General features: G+C 61.3%; 13 protein-coding genes. 9 read left to right on the top strand and 4 right to left on the bottom strand.

Translation table 11 applies throughout. The features are described from left to right. Position 1: 1 nt before the first annotated feature. Positions 2–217 (bottom strand): hypothetical protein, encoded by a 216-nt coding sequence (locus ACM43_RS12855; protein WP_271540387.1) that lies wholly within the window; start codon positions 215–217, stop codon positions 2–4. A 1,095-nt stretch (positions 218–1,312) separates the two neighbouring features. Between ACM43_RS12855 and ACM43_RS12850 the strand changes: the two genes are divergently transcribed. Further along, positions 1,313–1,522, top strand: coding sequence for a hypothetical protein (locus ACM43_RS12850; RefSeq protein ID WP_271540385.1), 210 nt, complete (start codon positions 1,313–1,315; stop codon positions 1,520–1,522). Positions 1,523–3,506: 1,984 nt separating this feature from the next. Here ACM43_RS12850 and ACM43_RS12845 read toward each other — a convergent pair. Together ACM43_RS12845 and ACM43_RS12840 are read right to left on the bottom strand one after the other, a co-directional pair. Continuing rightward, positions 3,507–3,647, bottom strand: a complete 141-nt coding sequence (locus tag ACM43_RS12845) for a hypothetical protein (RefSeq protein ID WP_212309400.1) — start codon at positions 3,645–3,647, stop codon at positions 3,507–3,509. 136 nt (positions 3,648–3,783) lie between these two features. After that, entirely contained in the window at positions 3,784–5,622 is a 1,839-nt protein-coding gene (locus ACM43_RS12840; protein WP_271540383.1) for a serine hydrolase, read from the bottom strand. Positions 5,623–6,807: 1,185 nt separating this feature from the next. On the opposite strand from ACM43_RS12840, the gene ACM43_RS12835 reads away from it, so the two are divergent. The 4 genes from ACM43_RS12835 (at position 6,808) to ACM43_RS12820 (ending at position 13,324) form a co-directional block, all read left to right on the top strand. Beyond that, positions 6,808–8,091 carry a hypothetical protein gene (locus ACM43_RS12835; RefSeq protein ID WP_271540381.1) on the top strand — a complete coding sequence of 428 codons (1,284 nt, stop codon included), beginning with the start codon at positions 6,808–6,810 and terminating at the stop codon, positions 8,089–8,091. Next, the gene (locus tag ACM43_RS12830) at positions 8,088–9,974 is read left to right on the top strand and encodes a hypothetical protein (RefSeq protein ID WP_271540379.1); all 1,887 of its coding nucleotides are present in this window, start codon (positions 8,088–8,090) and stop codon (positions 9,972–9,974) included. Before ACM43_RS12835 ends, ACM43_RS12830 begins: the two co-directional genes overlap by 4 nt. Next, on the top strand, positions 9,971–12,694 hold the full coding sequence (locus ACM43_RS12825; RefSeq protein ID WP_271540377.1) for a helicase-related protein: 2,724 nt from the start codon (positions 9,971–9,973) through the stop codon (positions 12,692–12,694). The genes ACM43_RS12830 and ACM43_RS12825 overlap by 4 nt, the downstream gene beginning before the upstream one ends. Positions 12,695–12,982: 288 nt before the next feature. Then, positions 12,983–13,324, top strand: a complete 342-nt coding sequence (locus ACM43_RS12820; RefSeq protein ID WP_271540375.1) for a hypothetical protein — start codon at positions 12,983–12,985, stop codon at positions 13,322–13,324. Between the two features lie 72 nt (positions 13,325–13,396). On the opposite strand, the gene ACM43_RS12815 is transcribed toward ACM43_RS12820, so the two are convergent. Then, complete coding sequence (locus ACM43_RS12815; RefSeq protein WP_271540373.1) at positions 13,397–13,840, bottom strand: hypothetical protein; 444 nt, start codon at positions 13,838–13,840, stop codon at positions 13,397–13,399. A 215-nt stretch (positions 13,841–14,055) separates the two neighbouring features. On the opposite strand from ACM43_RS12815, the gene ACM43_RS12810 reads away from it, so the two are divergent. The 4 genes from ACM43_RS12810 (at position 14,056) to ACM43_RS12795 (ending at position 16,521) form a co-directional block, all read left to right on the top strand. Continuing rightward, positions 14,056–14,298 carry a helix-turn-helix domain-containing protein gene (locus tag ACM43_RS12810; RefSeq protein ID WP_271540371.1) on the top strand — a complete coding sequence of 81 codons (243 nt, stop codon included), beginning with the start codon at positions 14,056–14,058 and terminating at the stop codon, positions 14,296–14,298. Positions 14,299–14,519: 221 nt separating this feature from the next. Then, positions 14,520–14,759: a hypothetical protein gene (locus tag ACM43_RS12805; RefSeq protein ID WP_271540370.1), complete on the top strand. Its 240-nt coding sequence runs from the start codon at positions 14,520–14,522 to the stop codon at positions 14,757–14,759. 252 nt (positions 14,760–15,011) lie between these two features. Continuing rightward, on the top strand, positions 15,012–15,653 hold the full coding sequence (locus ACM43_RS12800) for a recombinase family protein (RefSeq protein WP_271540369.1): 642 nt from the start codon (positions 15,012–15,014) through the stop codon (positions 15,651–15,653). Positions 15,654–16,212: 559 nt separating this feature from the next. Beyond that, positions 16,213–16,521, top strand: a complete 309-nt coding sequence (locus ACM43_RS12795; protein WP_271540368.1) for a hypothetical protein — start codon at positions 16,213–16,215, stop codon at positions 16,519–16,521. Positions 16,522–16,672 lie beyond the last annotated feature (151 nt).

Below are 16,672 nucleotides of genomic sequence, written 5' to 3'. Positions count from 1 at the left end.
ATCAGTCGAGCGCCAGGCAATATTCGCGGCGCGGCTTGTCGTGGCCGTTCTTCCAGTCCTCAACGGCAAATGCAGGCTGACGTTGTCCCATTGCGGCGCCAATGATCGAGGCCTGGACCACCTTGATGGGCCTCGTGACCACGTTTGTGTTCACCACGCCCGCATCGACGGCCAAATACGAGATCGCAACGGTCGCGACCGCAGATGCGATCGCCATTCTCGTCAATTCGGATTGCTGCATTCAGAAACCTATGGGTGCGTCTCACCCGGCGCTTAGATAGGGGCGATCGGCGCCGTTCAAAGGCCGGCAAATGGTTACCCACGCGTTCGTGAAGAGCGGCGGAGAGGCAACGAGCTGGCGATCCCGGCAGGACGACTATGTGGGCCAAAGTCAAAGGCTTAGTCTGGCTCACCAAGCTATAGCCTTCGACTATGCGGTTTCGGGTTTTCCCGGTGGTGGCTCACCCTCAGAAACGATCGTGCATCGGGAAGAACTCTGCTCCCGGCCCGGTGGCCAGGCCGACCAAGTCCACTTCGCGGCGTCCCAATGGGCCGCAGCTCCGTTGGGAGCCGGCCTATGAGTCGCGTAGAGACAGCGGATGACTATTGCGGTTTGGTCGCGCAGCTCAACTCCAATTGGCGCATTGTCGAATGCCGGGACGGGATCCAGTGGATCCTTCAGCACCGAGGATCGCCAAAAAGGTCGCGTAGAAACGATTGGCGTGGTCGCAGCTACTGCCGGAGCTCTGAGGCGCTGATCCGCTGTACGCGAGAATACGCTGGCCCCAGCGGCCCGACGGCTGCCGCCATTTTGGCCGGGCTCCCGGCTTGGATTGGTCTTGGCAGCGCGCCGGCCAGGGAGAACCGTCTTAGCGAACGGAGGATTACGGCTGAATGACGACGGGCCCGACCCCTAGGGTCGAGCCCGCACCAATGGCGCTGGTCGGAGCGAGTCACGGCAGCGGCGCCACCATCGTCACGCGATGGAATGTTTACTGTGGGGCGCGATCAGAGACAAGGCCCGGTCCGAAAGATGCGAGGGCTGATCGCCGGCGCGACGCTTAGCGCCGTAAAGTTGGCATCGAGATGATCCGCAGCGTCGCGAGGTCATCGCCCGAAGCGACGGTCGGCTCCGGCAGGCAAGATCGCGAGGGACTAGGGACCAACTCCGCCATTTTGGCGGGGCTGGTCGTCCTATGCCCTTCGCTCAGGTCCCACCAACAGGCAACGAGTTCAAATTAGAAAACGAACGTGTGCGCCGGCTTTAAGCCGGCCGCAGCCTGCTTTAGATTGTTATTTCTACGGAGTAAGAATGTTTGAGAAAGTTGAGAAGAAGGAAAAACTTCCGCGAAAGTCGGTATCGAGCCGCGGAACTATGACTAACGACGACTGGCCGATCGGGCTTCTGCCCGACGGCCGCTTGAACGTCGTCAATCCGAGAGCGATCGAGGACACTCACAATGAACGCATTCAGGTTGAGCGCCTACGCTCCGGCAAGAGATGGGCTCAGAACGGGCCTTGAAGGATGCGTGAGAGAGAGTTGGACACCTCGAGCCGCTTCGATGGCGTGGGCAATCAAAATGGTCCTACGCGTCTCCAAACATGCTCTGGACCATGCTGGCTGAACGATCACGCGGCCGGCGGCCCTTGCCGGTGGCGTCCGTTATCGGCAGATCTCGACGCGTTTGGGCGAGCCGGACAAAGTTCGACACCAGTAGACTAAGCTCGCTGATCTGGGATGACGGATGTTAAGTCAGCTGCGGTGTACTCATAAACGTCGGCTTACGAGTGCAAAGCGGAACTCTCCACGCCGAGCGTGATCGCGGCTTGTGAACCCAATCCGGGCCTAAAGGAGGCTCACGAAGAGCGGCCCTTTAAACACCCTAATAATGGATGGGGGATTTAATAATGGATGGGGGATTTTCGCAGCGCGCCATTGCAGGGGCGTGGACTAGGAAACAGTGCTTCTTGACGAATTCGCTCGGCGCTGGCGAAACTTAGTCCAGAAATATTGAACTCGGACCAGTGAACTGGTTACGGCAGCCTGCGACTAAAAAACCGAGCCGGGCAGCGACTGCCCCCTTTTGCCAAATCGGAGTAAGATTTAATATCGCTCTATAATTTCATTCTTGAAAGGGAGGTTTCCGTGGTTGCACACGCTAAATCTGTCTTCATTTCCGCATTGTTGTTAGTTGGAATTTCGGAGGTATCTGTCGCGGATGAATGCTCCGCTATATTGGAGCAGGGAGTCTTCAATACATATCAAGCCCTGCGGACAAGAAATCTAAAAACGGAATTCCAGGAGGCGTTCTGCCAATCGAGTACTGATAGCAGTGGAAGGTCCACCAGCGCCGGTGGGGATGCCACGATACCGATCAAGGGTGTCCCTGTGAGGTTTCGTGGGAATTTCGGTCAAACGCGTTCTAGTCTACATGAACAAGGATCGTGTGGTAGCTCATCTTCGTCTTTGACTGACGCTACCTACGAAAATATTCTGCAGAAAGTAGTGGCTCCTGAGATAGTGTCTGCATGGACGGAGTGCCGTACGAAATCGGGTGGTTTCTTTATCAATGGAGAGTTGAATGGAGATACTCTCGTACTTGAGTTTAGATTTCGTCCGTTCGGCGCTGTGACGGAGACAAGAGTGACGGGAGACCCGGTCGTAATTGGCGCGACCTGTGCAAGTCCGGCAGTGAAGGACCGGACTGTCATAACCAACGCTAAGAAATATCAGACCTGCCAGAGATCAGGGACCGGAGCGGTCAGCGTTGTTGCCAATTCCACGATTGACGGTGCGCGGTTCTTCATCCCTGCGGTCGTACCGGCGCCGCCACCACCGACGGCCCCGGATATTCCCAAAGTATTTGTGGGCGATTACCAAGTGCGGCTCGGGCCGGGTGGAGGCTGTAACGGCGGTGCCCCTAATTCATTCCCGACAAATCTTGCGAAGATTACTATGGACGGTACGGGAGCCGTTTTCGCCACTAATGAGTGTGGGAACGTGTCACGGTTGAGCGTTGTGGACGACAATCACGGGTACTGGTGGAGTCAACCGATAAGCTTTGACTTTCGCGATGGAGGGGTAACGATTTCGGAAGATAGGCCAAACGGTAATTCATGGCAGAAGGTCCGACGATAGCCGACCGTTGCAGCAAACGCTAGCAAGGCGCTTAGTCCTCGTGCGCCGTAGCGAACTCGGCGCCCGGGCGACCTTATCGATTAGATTGATCAGGTCCGCACGTGGCCCGAATGCGAAGTTCGGGCGGCGCCCACAATTGTCGGCTCATCGAGGTAGACCGGAACCAACCCGCCGATCTTCCAAGCGGCCCGTTGTGCATCGGCGTGGGCTCTCAACCATGATCGGCGCGGGGTCCCACCACTCCATTTCATATAGTTCAATGGTCTGAAGGGCACATGGCGACGCCAATTAGGCGTCACTATTCGATCAGCGTTCGCGAGCCTAGCGCAGCGCCTTGTTGCGCCTGGCCCCGGTAAGATTTCCAGCACTATTCTTCCCAGCGGTCTTCCCATTGCGGAGCACCGTCATCGAGTATCGCGTCGATGTCAGTGCCATCCGGGACGTCCACCTTGAGATCGTGCTTGGCTATGCTCGGCCTGTTGCTCATGATGTCGGCGCACTTCATCATCTGCCCCTTCCAGGACGCGCCGGCGAGCCGCCGATGAAAGCAACGAGTTGGAGGCTGGCGCGCTTTGGCAACTGGATGAGCGTCCGCCAGAATCCTCACTGGGTCGTGGGAACACAGTGAATGATCCGACACCACCTCAAATCGCGTCGCCCGCCGGCCAGTCGGTGATGCCGTTCTTGATCGTCCATCCGAGATTGTCGATCGCCGTTCGCATGGCGTTGAGCTGGGCGTCGTTGCGGGTGTTGGCGAGGATCGCCCAGCAGAAGCCGTCGGAGGTCCGGACCAGTTCGCTGATGGTGCCGGCGAAGTCGCCGAGATGCCACCAGTTGCCCGCGCTGTTCACGGCCCAGCCCTTGGCGTAGTTGGCGGCTCCGCCGCCTGCAGCCGGCGCCGTGGCGGCGGTCGCCATGGTGGCGACGGTCGTCGACTGGAGCAGGTCCGGCCTCGACGGGAAGCCGTCGAACCGGAGCGCGATGCGCAAGAGGTCGGTCGGGTTGGCGATCCAGCCGCCATGGGCATCCATGCGAGCGACGGGCAGGGCGTAGGGGTTAAACGTTCCCTGCTGGGTGTAGGTGACCTCGTTCGAACGGCGCTGAGCCAGGGTGTCTCCGGCGATGTGCATGTCCGTCACGCCGCAGGGCGCGAGCACCCGCTGTCGCACGAAGTCGGCGTAGCTCAACCCGGACACCTGCTCCAGCACGCGGCCGAGCACGCAATAGCCGAAGTTCAGATAGTCAAAGATCGCCCCCGGGTTGTTTGCAAGCGTGAGGCCAAGCATCTGGCCGATCAGATCCGCGTGTGTGGCGCTGGGCTGGCCGAACATCGGGTCCTGCGCGCCGCTCCAGCCGCTGGTGTGCTCGAGCAGATGCTGCACTGTGATTTGCGTGACCCGCTGATCCGGATAGGGCAGTGTCCCGAACTGCGTGCCGAGGATGCCGCCTTGCCCGAAGACCCGATCGGTGAGCGCCAGCAATCCGGCTTCGATCGCCCGGAAGACCGCCATCGAGGTGATCGGTTTTGACACGCTAGCGATACGAAAGAGGTGGCTTGGCAGGACCTGCGTTCCGGCGCTATCCGCGTTGCCAAAGGCGCGTGCGAACATCAGCGCGCCGTTGCGGGTCATCGCGATCGAGACACCGGGCACGTTGTGAGCGGTCATGAAGTTCTGCACCGCCTGGCGGATCGTCGTCTCATCGCGATCCGACAGGAAGGGCTTGTGCCAGATCGAGGCGTAGTGAACCGTGCCGCCCTCGGGATACCCGTTTACCTTGACCAGCCGATAGCCGCGATTCACCAGGGCGTTGAATTCAGTCTGATGTTGCGCGGCGTCGATCCCGTGCCGGGCCTGCCAGGTTAGGTCCGGTCCGCGGCTCCAGAGTGCCGCGTAGCGGGTTTGCCCGCCGTCCAGGTAGCCGCTCACCCGGTGCAGGATGAAGCCGTGGGTGGCCCAATGATTGAACTGCTGCTGATATTCTCCGGCCGTCATGCCGTGGCGTGCCACCCATTCCGGCGTCGTTGTCCGCTCCCATATGGAGGCGAAGCGCACTTGGCCGGCTTCGGCGTAGCCACACAGGTCCACCGGGCGGAAGCCTTCGTTCGGAAGCGTGTCCACCTGGTTCTGCCATTGTGCCGGGGTCAGGCCATGCCGCGCCCTCACTTCCGGCGATGGGATGGCCTGCCAGATGGAGCTGAAGCGTATCCCGCCTGCCGTGTCATGACCGCTCACTGCGATCGGGCGGAATCCCTGGGCGGGCAGGGTCATGAACAGCTGCTGGTGCGCGGCTGCGTTGATGCCGTGGCGTACCTGGGTTGCGGGTCCCGGTGATTGCTCCCAGACGCCGGAGAACCGTTCGACGCCGTTGGCGCTGCCGCCATTCACGTCGATGGGACGAAAGCCCTGGTTCTTCAGAAGATCGAATGCGCCTTGAAAATCAGCGCCCGAGAGGTTGTGGCGGGCCTGCCATGCGTTGACCATGTGCGCCTCTTGCTTGCCGACCTTGCGACTGATGCTTCAACAGACAGAGCGACACCTGGCTCGGCGCCTCGTTCGCTCTTCGTGAATGACGTGCAATACGGTCCAAGAGTATGGGCTTTCGGAGAGCGGCGGTGTGAGCTCGCTCACGTTCTGCAAAAAATGGCGGCGTCATGAGAGTCGCATGGGGCTGTGTTTCGGCGTAGGGTCTCGACCATGATCGGCGTACGGGTCCCGCCATACAATTAAATGAAATCAACGTCCTGAAGGGGTCTCGACGCCGCCGATGGGGGTCAATGTTCAATGAGCATTCACATCTTCGAAGACCGCGCGCAAAAAGCGCGGTGGTCGCCGTGTCGAACATCAGATGCCCCCAACAAGGGAAAGTAGGATCTTAGCCGAATTTTCCCGGTTTTGGATTCAGGCATGTTAATCCGGGAATGCGGATCTGAGGCAGCAACGGATTTGAACATTCCGAGACGCAGGGCAGTCAGCTTCGGCTTCCAGACTTATTGCGGACGTCCCGCCAACTGCATGTGAAGACCGCTAGTGACCGATTCTGTTGAAAAAGGCAGCGGTTGCGACGCAGAGAGATCAGTGATTCAGTCTGTCTAGTTGGCAGGACTGAAGATCATGATGGAGCATCGGCAAGTCGAACAAGCTGCGTTGTTCTATGAGTTCTCACTCGAAAGGCACATCCCCCCGACCACTTGCCATGGCATCCTGAATGCGGTCTCTCCAGACGACGCGAAATTCCGACCGATAGTTGTAGCCAATTCAATGCTAGCTCAAGAACTTGCAGTGCAAGTCCCGCCAACCGAACAGCCTAACAGACACGTCGATCTTGAGCCCTTCTGGGCAGAGTTGCATGCCGAGATTCGCAAATTGGAGAGAGGCGATCTTGGGTGGCCTGATGATGTGAGCCCCCGGAGGGGGAGAGGCGATAGAATGGGGTTGGAACGGGCGTACAGGACGCGTAAAGCTGTTTTCATGGTCGGGCTGGTGAGTGACCCATAGTATGCAAAATCGTCCTACGCGTCCTCCGAACGTCCCGCGGCAGGGCTCGGGGATCGCCGAGGTCTATTCGGCTTTTGCGGCGTGCGGCTTCGCCCTTGAAGGCCGCACCGGCGATCAGCACGACGCCTTCAGCAATATCTCACTGAGCCTTGCAGAGCGACGCTCGAACCCATGAGCGACGCAGCAACATACTGGTTCTCGCCAGCGCCAAGCCAAGTCTCGTCTTCGCGGTTATCGCTAGATTTCGAACTGCGTGCGGCCGACCTGTTCTTCCGCGAACTCGTGGTGCCTGAGCTTGGTCGCATTTGGTTCGCTCGGCAGCTCTCGTGGCCCCTGGCCGCGCTTGCGCTCCACGAGGACCTAGCGAGCCATGGCTTGAGCCCGCCGAAGCCCACGGCCATCTGTCACGGCATCGAAGCGCTCGCTTGCAAGCTGGAGTACTTCGTCGATCCGCAAGACCCCTCGCGCCGGATCCTCGGGCGACGCGCGTTTGCTCGTGACGCCGAGCGTGAGGTCTGGTCGTTCCTCCGCCTACGCCAAGGGACGAATTACGTCCGCAACACACACCGCCAAGCCGCGACGCGCGCACTCCGTATCGACGGTGGGCTCGGTTTCGCGAGTGGCTCGCGCTTCGATTTGCTCAAGCTAGAACCTGTCGGGCGTGCGTTGGCCAACGCATTCCTCGAGCAGCGCGTCGGCAAAGGCGGCACCAGCCTTCGCAAGTGGCTGTTTGGATGGCTCGAGGGCGACCGGGAAATCTCTGGCTGGCCCAAGACCCTCCTGCAGGCGCTGTCGCCCGAATACGCCACCGATGACGAGCGCGCGCTGGTCCGCTCACGGCTGCTTGGAACGTTTACGCCTGCGAGCGAGAAGCGGCGGCGGCTAGCACGCGCGATCGGACGCGCAGTAGACCTGCCCAGCATTGAGGATGGGGTCGTCGGTCGTCTCCGCGAGGCCGGTCATCGCGAGCAGGCCAACGAAGTCGTGGCGGCGCGTGCGTTCGGTGCAGTGCTCGACCGAGCGCGTGACGCGGTCGCGCGTCTGACCCGTGCGGTCGAGCCCGGGCGTGGCGGTGTGAAGCTCTCAACTTTGGCCAGGGACTCGTTGCTCAAGAGGTCTATCAAGGATCTCCGGACCGCCTCGAAGAATTACGTCGACAAGGCGAACACAGCGGGCGTCAACGAGGCGACGAGCCGGTCGTTCTCAAACGCAGTCGTCGCTGGCGACGACGCGGAAGCCATCGGGATCCTCGCTCGACGCTCTGGAGACGTGATCGGGATCGCCGCCGGGTCGGTCACCCGCGGCTCGCTGTTCCGGGTCCTCGACGGTGCCGATGAAGCAAGCGACTTAGAGGACGGTGCGGCGAGTATCGAGCCCGATCGGACGGGGCGAACGTTCCGCATCGCGAACCTCCATTCGCTCCTGCGCGACGTCGACCGGCGAGGTGCGGGATGAGCGCCGACACACTGCTCGACATCTTCGTGCCACCGGAGGGCATGGTCGGGCACAGCGCCGCGCTCGTCGCTATGACCGGCGCGGAGGACTTCCTTGAGGACGCCGTGGAGCGTTTCACGGGACTCCGGCCACGGCAGCGCGCGGAGCTTGGCAACGTGCTCGTGTACCTGATGCTGGACGGGCATGCGTCGTCATCGCGGCAGGAGGTACTTCCACCTGGACGCATCCCCGGTCTCCACGAGTTTCAGCCGCGGGAGGTTGAGCCCGGTTCGCTCCTCCACGCAAAGGTCGCGCTGCTGGCGTTCGCGTCAAACCGGACGGGCGGGCCGGTCCATCTCCGGCTCGCCGTGCTCACAGCCAACTACACATACACCTCGGCGCGGCAGCAGCTAGAGCTGGCGTGGGTCGTCGATCTTCCGCTCATCGGCAGCGCCCGTGTCGAGGACCGCGCCGACGTCGCAGCGGCGGGTGCCTTCGTCGAGACAATTCTTGCGCGGCGATTCCATCGGGATGAGCAGACGCTCCCGTTGAAGGAGCACAAGTTGACCGCACGGCTCGACGTGCTCCTCGCAACGGCATCTTCGCTTGCTCCTGCGAGCCGAAAGCCGCGCTTCATCCATTCGCTCGACAGGCCTCTGTACGACCAGATCCGCGAGCGCATGCGCAGCGCGATCGACAAGCCGAGAAACCTGCTACTATGCGGCTCGGGGTTTTACGAGGAGCCATCCGCCAAGGCGCGAAAGCCGGCCGTGTTCGGCAAGCTTGAGGACCTCGGCGTGTTTACTACGAACGCGCGGCGCGTAGCGCTCGTCGAGCCCGGCGAAGCGGGCGCAGTGGCAACGTGGGCAAGGGGAGGCGATACGGAAGGCTGGGAGGTCGTCCGCCCCTACGACGCGCTCGACCAGAATCGGCGGCTCCACGCCAAGTTCGTGTACGCGGGCTATCTCCGCGACGGTCACGTGAGCAACGGCTGGCTCTATCTCGGATCCGGTAACCTCTCACGGCGCGGCATGCTCACTCACGGCGGGATGGCCGAGGGGAACGTTGAGGCCGGCGTGGTCCTCGCGGTCGACGAACGGCTCGATGGCGAGGCGATCGAGCGTTGGCTGTTTTGGTCGGACGAAGCCGAGACCATCGGCGACCAGGAGTGGACCATCGGTCAGGTGGGCGACGCGCCAGACGCGCAGCCCATCTTGGAAGCACCCCCGATTCTCTCGGCGATGATCCAGGCTGCGCCTTCCCGACACCTACGCTTGCTTTGGCGCGACGACTTCTCGGGCGCGTCCCGCGTGAGGATCTGCTGGACGGGCCGCAACTGGCTCGACGTGAAGCAAGGGGACGAGGTCCCGCTGCAGAATGACGAGAATCCGGCCGCGCTCAACGTGTCCGGCGGGAGCGACCGCAGGTGGGTCGTGCCCGTCGCGGATGCCGCGGGGCGCGTTGGATGGCAGCCGCCGCGCTTCGACACCTATGCTGATGCGCTCGCGGCGCTGCTCGACTTCCCGATCCGTCCTACCGAGGCGAGCGACGACGGCGATGGCGATGACGGCGAAGGCGTCGGAACCAATGGTGTGGCAACAGTGGCGGCGATCGAGCAGAAGAAGAGTTACGCACTGCATGCCGCCGCTGAGCTCATCGAGAAGGTCGCTGCGCTTCAGGCGGCCCTGCCTGAGTCGATGCTCGACGACTGGCTCGATCATCTCGACCGGATGTTCCGGGGGGCGTTCCCCGAGCCCCTCATCGCCACGTGGCGAATGCACCGGCTCGACGTGTTCGCACACCTCCGGGAACCCGAGTTGCGGTCTCCGCTCCTTACTGACAAGCAGCGGGTCCGGTACTTCGAGGTGCTCGACGGCGCGGCGCGCGCGTGGGGGCTGAGGTGACCTTCTCGTGGGCCCGCGCCGCTAGCGCGCTTCGGAAGTTGGTCGCGGAGGATGCCGCTAAGCAGCGCGAGGAGCAGCACCTCGACGACGGCCAACGGGCGTCGCTCACGTGGATGGCCGGGCGGCTGCCGCAAAATGGCTTCGTGCTCGCCGACGAGGTCGGCACCGGCAAGACACGCATTGCGTGCGCCTTGGCTCACGCGGTTCTCGAAGCGGGTGGTCGCGCGGCCGTCGTCGTGCCTCATGGCCTTATGCACCAGTGGGTCGCCGAGTCGCGAAAACTTCGCGCGGAAAGCCCCGCGCCGAAGGAGCTCACGACCTTCACGGAATTTCTGCGCGAGGTGTCACCGGACGAGGCGTCGTGGAAGGACCTCAGCCCGCGCCCAAACGAGTCCGAGTGGTGGCTGATCTCCCACGGGTTCCGCGCGCCGCTGGTCCGCAGCAACTCCCACGTCTGGCGTGCTGCGCTCCCGGCGTTCGTTGAGCTGCATCTCGCCCCGCGCTCCGAGCGCGAAGACGGGCGAACACGGATCGGCAAGCTACAGCGGGAGATCGAGAATGCGGGGGCGTCGTGGTGGGGCTGGAATGGGATGGCTCGCATCGCGAGTGAGGTCGCCCCGCGCGTGCACGGGCGTCGAGACCTGCGGAAGCGCATCGAGGCGCTGCCTCCGCTCAACGTGTCGAGCTGGAACAACGACGCGCTTCTCGCTCAGTTCGGCAACGGCGGCGACGGGCGTCCGCTGACCGAGGAGCTGCTGGGTCTTTGGCTTGGCGAGTTCGACCTTCTGGTCATCGACGAGGCACACAAGAGCCGCGGCGAGGTGGACGTCGAAGACACGGCACTGGACGCGGCATCGGGAACGGTACTCGCGCGTCTGGTCGACGCGCTCTTGAAGCAGCCCGGGGACGGTCGGCGGCTCTGCCTCACGGCGACGCCTATGGAGCTGGAACTGTCGCAGTGGCTCGACCTTTTTGGCCGCGCGCGCAGCGGGCTCAACCAAGAGCGAGGGCGACAGGTCGTGAAGCGCTTGCATGATGCTGCCTCGCGCGCCGCAGTTGCCCCCGACGAAGGGAGGCGTCTCGACGAGCTCTGCGCAGCCGCGCGGGAATTCACCAAGACGCTGTCTCCACATGTGACGCGGCGGCGGCGCGACGAGGACCCGCTTGTCACGAGCTTCCGCGAGAGAGCGGAGCTGCCGGAGGGACGGCCGCATCCGCATCGTCGCCTTCGGCGCGTGCAGATCGATTGGACAGACACTGTCGGCCAGAGCTCGCCCTGGCTGGATGTGCTTTTCGCGGCCGAGTGCATGAGCCAGAGCGCTCGTGGGCTGACGCTGAAGGACACCGCAGAGTGGCCTCGCGCCGTGCGCGACGCGTACACGAAGCTCTCGGCGGGGCACGTCAGCATCGACCTGTCTGAAACGAGCGAACCGCTTCGCGTGCCCGAGCTCGGCGTCGTCGATGACCATACGCGAGGCAAGATTGCTCGCGCCGCCTACTGGTATCGGCAGCTCCGCGCTGGGCGCAAGCGTGTGCTCGAAGGGCTGTCCCCCGTGAACGGCGCCGAGCTCGATGCAGACGCCCAGCATCCGCGCGTTCTCGCCGCAGTGAAAGAGATCGAAGGCTGGACGCTAAAGCGCGAGAAGGTGCTGGTGTTCGGCGTCTTTTTGCGCCCGCTTCGACTGCTGCGCGATGTGCTCAACGTTCGCCACGCACTGCGCGCTGCCGACGCCGGTCGACCGATCGCTCACGCTGTCCACAGTGACGCGGCGCTGCTGGGAATCGCGCTTTGCCAGCTCGATCGGCTTCGCGCGGAGGGGATGCTCTCGGGTCGTCTTTCGATGAGGAACGGCGCGGAGGTGCGCCGTGCGTTGGCTAACAGCCACAAGGCCTACGTGAGACTGCGGGACAAGGTGCGGAGGCGCGCGAAGAAGCCGGTCGTCGCCTGGAGGAGCGATCGGTCCCTGCTGGGTGGCACCCGTCCCGACCGTGAGCTCGAGGGGGCGCTGGAGGACCACCTCGTCTCGTTCATCCTCGATGACTTTCTCGCGGCAACCTCGGAGTCCGATAAAGTCACCGACGAGCGGTTCGACGCACTCACCACCGAGTTCGTTGAAGAGCGCCTGCGTCCGCTGCTCGGCGAGCTAGGCGACGAGGACCTCAACGAAGAGCAGGCGACGCTGCGACAGGCGTCGCTGAAAGCGCTTCTGAAGGACGACGACGGTCGCCAAAGCTTTCACGCACGTCTCCTTCAGGGGGCCACGGGATGGGAGACTCGGCGCTATCTCCAGGCCGCGTTCAACCGTCCGGGCGCTTCACCATGGGTTCTCATTGCGCAAAGTCAAGTCGGGCGTGAGGGGCTCAACCTGCATGAGTCCTGTCGTGTCGTGGTCCAATTTCACGCTGAATGGAATCCTGCTGTTCTCGAGCAGCAGATCGGGCGTGTCGACCGCAAGGGCAGTCTGTGGGAGCGGATTGCCCAGACATGGCTCGATGAAGGATCGCGAGGAGAGCCTCCGTTCATCGAGGTTCGTCAGCTAATCTTCGAGGGCACCTACGACGCTTTCCAGTGGGACCGAGTGATGCGCCGGCAGCACGTCTTTGACGCCAGCCTCTTTGGCTCACTCCTCCCTGCAGAAGCCTGGGACCGCGTCCCGAGGGAGCGACTTAAGGAACTCTTGGAAGCGGCGCCATCGTTCCGGCCGCCGAAGCACGAGTAGCGGGCCTCGCGGAGGTCGAGAACCGGCGAGGGCGCGCGTCTGCAGCGCGTCGCACGACAACTCACCAGATGAAGCTTCCTCCATTTTTACTATTATAGAAGGGAAGCGGCCCTCCGCCTGGTTCCGGCCGATTGATTGATTTGATTTTAAATCAAGAGTTGGACAACGCGGAAGTGAGCGACCCGAAGCCTGTCGGCGCGCGACACTTTCATGATAGACGCGGCAACTCTCTTCCTCCATCACTCGGAAAACGATCAACATATAGCCCCATGCTGCCGGAGCAGGCAGATGATCGATGCTTTGTTTCACTACCTTGCTAAAGTCATCGAGCGGTTTGCTGCCGATGAGAACACCGCTCTGAAAACCGATCTTGAGCGTCAGGCAAGAGCATATCGACCGCTTGCAGCGATTCAAGCGGAAGACATGGGGCCTACCCGCAACCTAGCCGACCTTCGCAACCGCCACATCCCTAAGCCGCCAAATCTTTTCAGATTTCTGAGCGTGCACTTGAAGCGGCCACATCGTAGACCACCTGCAAGCGCGATAAATTCTCGCCGTTTCATGCTCGCCTCAAATACTACCGTCGGAAAGCTAGAGGGCGTACTAAACACGGTGACAGCGGTCCGTTAGATACCCCTCAGCCTCTATCTATGATCCAGCGATGACCAGCGGGCGCGCGTGGAGCAGAGGTAAAGGAAATTGTCATGATGGGGGCTTAAAGGTCAGGGCATCGGAATTAGGATCGTAGTACGTCTGCCCCAGAGATCTGACGAGAGGCATCCCGGTCTCGCCTTTCAGACCGGTTTGCTGAGCACTTATAAACACAGTGATGCCCTCTTGCGTTGGCGATCGGCCAGCTTTCACTAACTGCGCAAGAACTGCCCTCGCGACATCTTTGGTGTCGATCTCCACGGTCATCAGACCCCCACGAGGCAGGTCCAGATATTCTAACGTGAACGCCAAATTCCCGGAGATTGCACGATCGATTCTCAAGCTTCGTCGATAGGGCCCGGAATCGAGCCGCGACGTCACGTCGGCGGCAACTTGTCTTGAGACAAGCGCTTTGGCGGGGTCCTCGGGATGCTGCAAATCATAGAGTACAAACATGATCGCTGCAGCGGCAATCAGCGCTAGAATAGTCTTCATCGCTGCCCCCGTCCACCGACGGCCGTCACTATCATCGTCGTTGAAACTAAACGAAGCATGCAAACCGTCATGAAACGCCTTTCCCGGTTCACCGCTCCGGAGTGCACCTAGCCTTCCGTCGCTCAGCGATGAGCCCCCAAAAGGGTAGTTTCTCCTATTTTGGGAGAATCCTCCAGTCTGATGTTGATCGGAAGCCCAAACTTAGGGCTTTCCGATTGCCAAAATCCATCTACACCGACCGTCACAGGAGATTCTGCGAACTGCTCAAAATGCAGCGCAAAGCGGCTGGCCTTACCCAAACGGTAGTTGCGACGCGGTTGGGAAAACCGCCGTCCTATGTGGCAAAATACGAGGGTGGAGATCGGCGTCTGGACGTGCTGGAGTTCATGGATGTTGCAGCCGCGATCGGATTCGATCCGGGCAAGTTGATCCGGATATTGAAGGCGACAAAAAACTGAAAGCTCCCGAGCGGTTTCGACCTTGTCACGGCAATTCTCTGTTGCTCGACTCAGGCCGCGTGCCAGTTTCGACTAGAAAGCAGGCGCCCTGAGGCGCCGGACGTCAGCCAGAGGTCTTGGAAGAGCTGGATCACTAGGACCGACCGAGATGTGCTCTCCTCATACTGTAGTCAGGTTCGCCCACCCCCGGCCGCCCGTCAAGGTGACCTTCGACCAACGCCTTGTCCGGAGTCGTTGATTTAGATCAGGCCGACCATGCCGATTATGAGGCCCGTCAGGCCGTCCGCGCCGCGGTGAAGACGGGGCAGATCCGCGGACTTTTCAGCGAAGTGCTCGTTACCGTGGATGCGATCGGCCGTAAGGCAAAGGCCGGCGTCCTGGGCGCCGCGCGCTTCGTCTCGTCCGGGCCAATCGAGATCACGATCACCCTGGGAAGCGTATCGATATCGACCCCCGGATAGAGGTAGCGACCTGAGTGAGAAGTCGATCCTTCACTCTTGCCATCGCGCCTGGCTATCGAACGTACGGGTTGACCCTCGTCACCGTCTCCGACTTGCCGAACATCTGGCGGCACCATCAAGGTCCTGAGCGTCTGACGTCGGTGTGGTAGCACGTCGTAGCAGCGCTAACCGGCCATTGCAGACCCCCTTGATGTGTAAAGCACACGGGCGTAACATGCCAACGTTCGTTGCTATGTTACAGATAGGGGCTCGATGAAGGCCGCAATCGCCTATATCCGTGTTTCCACCTCTAAACAGGCGCGATCAGGGCTAGGTCTCGAAGCGCAACAGGCCGCTCTAGCGCGCTTTGCGGAAGCCGAGGGCTTTTCCTTGATCCAGAGGTTCGAAGAAATCGAGACCGGTAAGGGTGCCGATGCTCTGGATCGTCGCCCCCAGCTGGCGGCCGCCCTGAAGGCGGCGCGGAAGCACAAAGCGCCCATCATCGTTGCTAAGCTCGACCGGCTAAGCCGTGACGTGCACTTTATCTCAGGCCTAATGTCCCACAAAACCCCGTTTATCGTCGCCGAATTGGGAGCTGATGCGGATCCGTTCATGCTTCACATCTACGCCGCGCTGGCCGAAAAGGAACGCCGGTACATCTCCCAGCGCACCAAAGATGCTTTGGCCGCCAAGAGGGCCAAGGGCGTGAAATTGGGAGGGCTAAACGCAAAGGGTATGGCCAATCAGCAAGAGGCCCAGGAACGAGCCGAGTCGTTGCGCCCAATATTGGCGGAGCTTGCGGGCAAATCTCACCGTGCGATCGCCGCCGAACTAAATGCTCGCAAGGTTGCGACACCATCGGGTGGACTATGGCATGCTGTGACAGTCAAGCGAGTTCTTGGACGGCTTGGTTAGACGCTTCGCGATCTGTCGCGTCGACAACCAAGTTTGGCCTGCGACAGCCTGCTGCAGCTTCATGGCTGGTCAGGAACTGTGATCATTTCTGTCTCGACCTTCGTCTGGCGTGGTCAGGATCACGGGCATCGCCTTCGGGCGGATGGCGCCGATCTATAAGTTCGGCTCCGCCGTCAAGAGCGTAAACTGGTTGCCAGGGCGTGTACTCATAAAGGCGCAGACGTCTGCTTTTGGAGCCTAAGCAGAAAGTTTCTGCTCAATCAGAGTATTGCCGGTTTTGACCCCAAGCGGACCTCGGCCAGACTTATCGTGCCATTGCGCTTGGTTATGAAATTGAGACTTGGATTTTTATGCCGGTGTCGCGTCAATATTGCAGCGCGGCAGTTGCCCACTGGAATAAGTCCGCTGGGAGTACCTGAAGAGAGTACTGCTTAGGGCAGCCATGGCTGCCCAGTTTGGGATTGTCGGCGCCATATGGACGAACCCACAAAGCTCGATTAGAAATTGAGTGAGAGCCTGAGCCGTGCGGGCCGGCGTCGGGCCGATCGGGAGGCCGAAAATGCCTATCACCGTTTCGATGATCGTGTTGGGGACGCAGTTGGTTGCGCCGGTGGCAGACGGAGTGCCGAAATTCGACATTGCCCGGAGTTGCAAGCTCGACGTCGCCGCCACCGCCGGCCTCTCCGTTGATCAGTCGATAAAGAGCTGCGTGAACGATGAACAGAAAGCGAAGCGGCAGCTCGCAAGCCAGTGGTCGAAGTTCCCCGCGCCAAGCCGGGCAAGTTGCACCTCCCAAGAGAGCATCGGCGGCACGCCAAGTTACGTCAGTTTGCAGACATGCCTCCAACTCGGTCAGTGGGCCCGTTAGCTGCTCTGGGCTGGCTTTTCTCTCGGGCGATTGGCGCTGGCTCCTTCCGGCTGATGGGGTGTGGCGAAAAGCGTCACTGCGTCAGGCGTAATGATCGAACTCGCTCAGTGCGATTCGCACCTCGCGGGCAAAATCAACAAGCGATGCAGTG

It is taken from the genome of Bradyrhizobium sp. CCBAU 45321 (assembly GCF_028128975.1).
GTDB classification, from domain to species: Bacteria; Pseudomonadota; Alphaproteobacteria; order Rhizobiales; family Xanthobacteraceae; genus Bradyrhizobium; species Bradyrhizobium yuanmingense.
The sequence above is the reverse complement of the archived record's forward strand: the minus strand, read 5'-3'. Positions and strand labels throughout refer to the sequence as shown.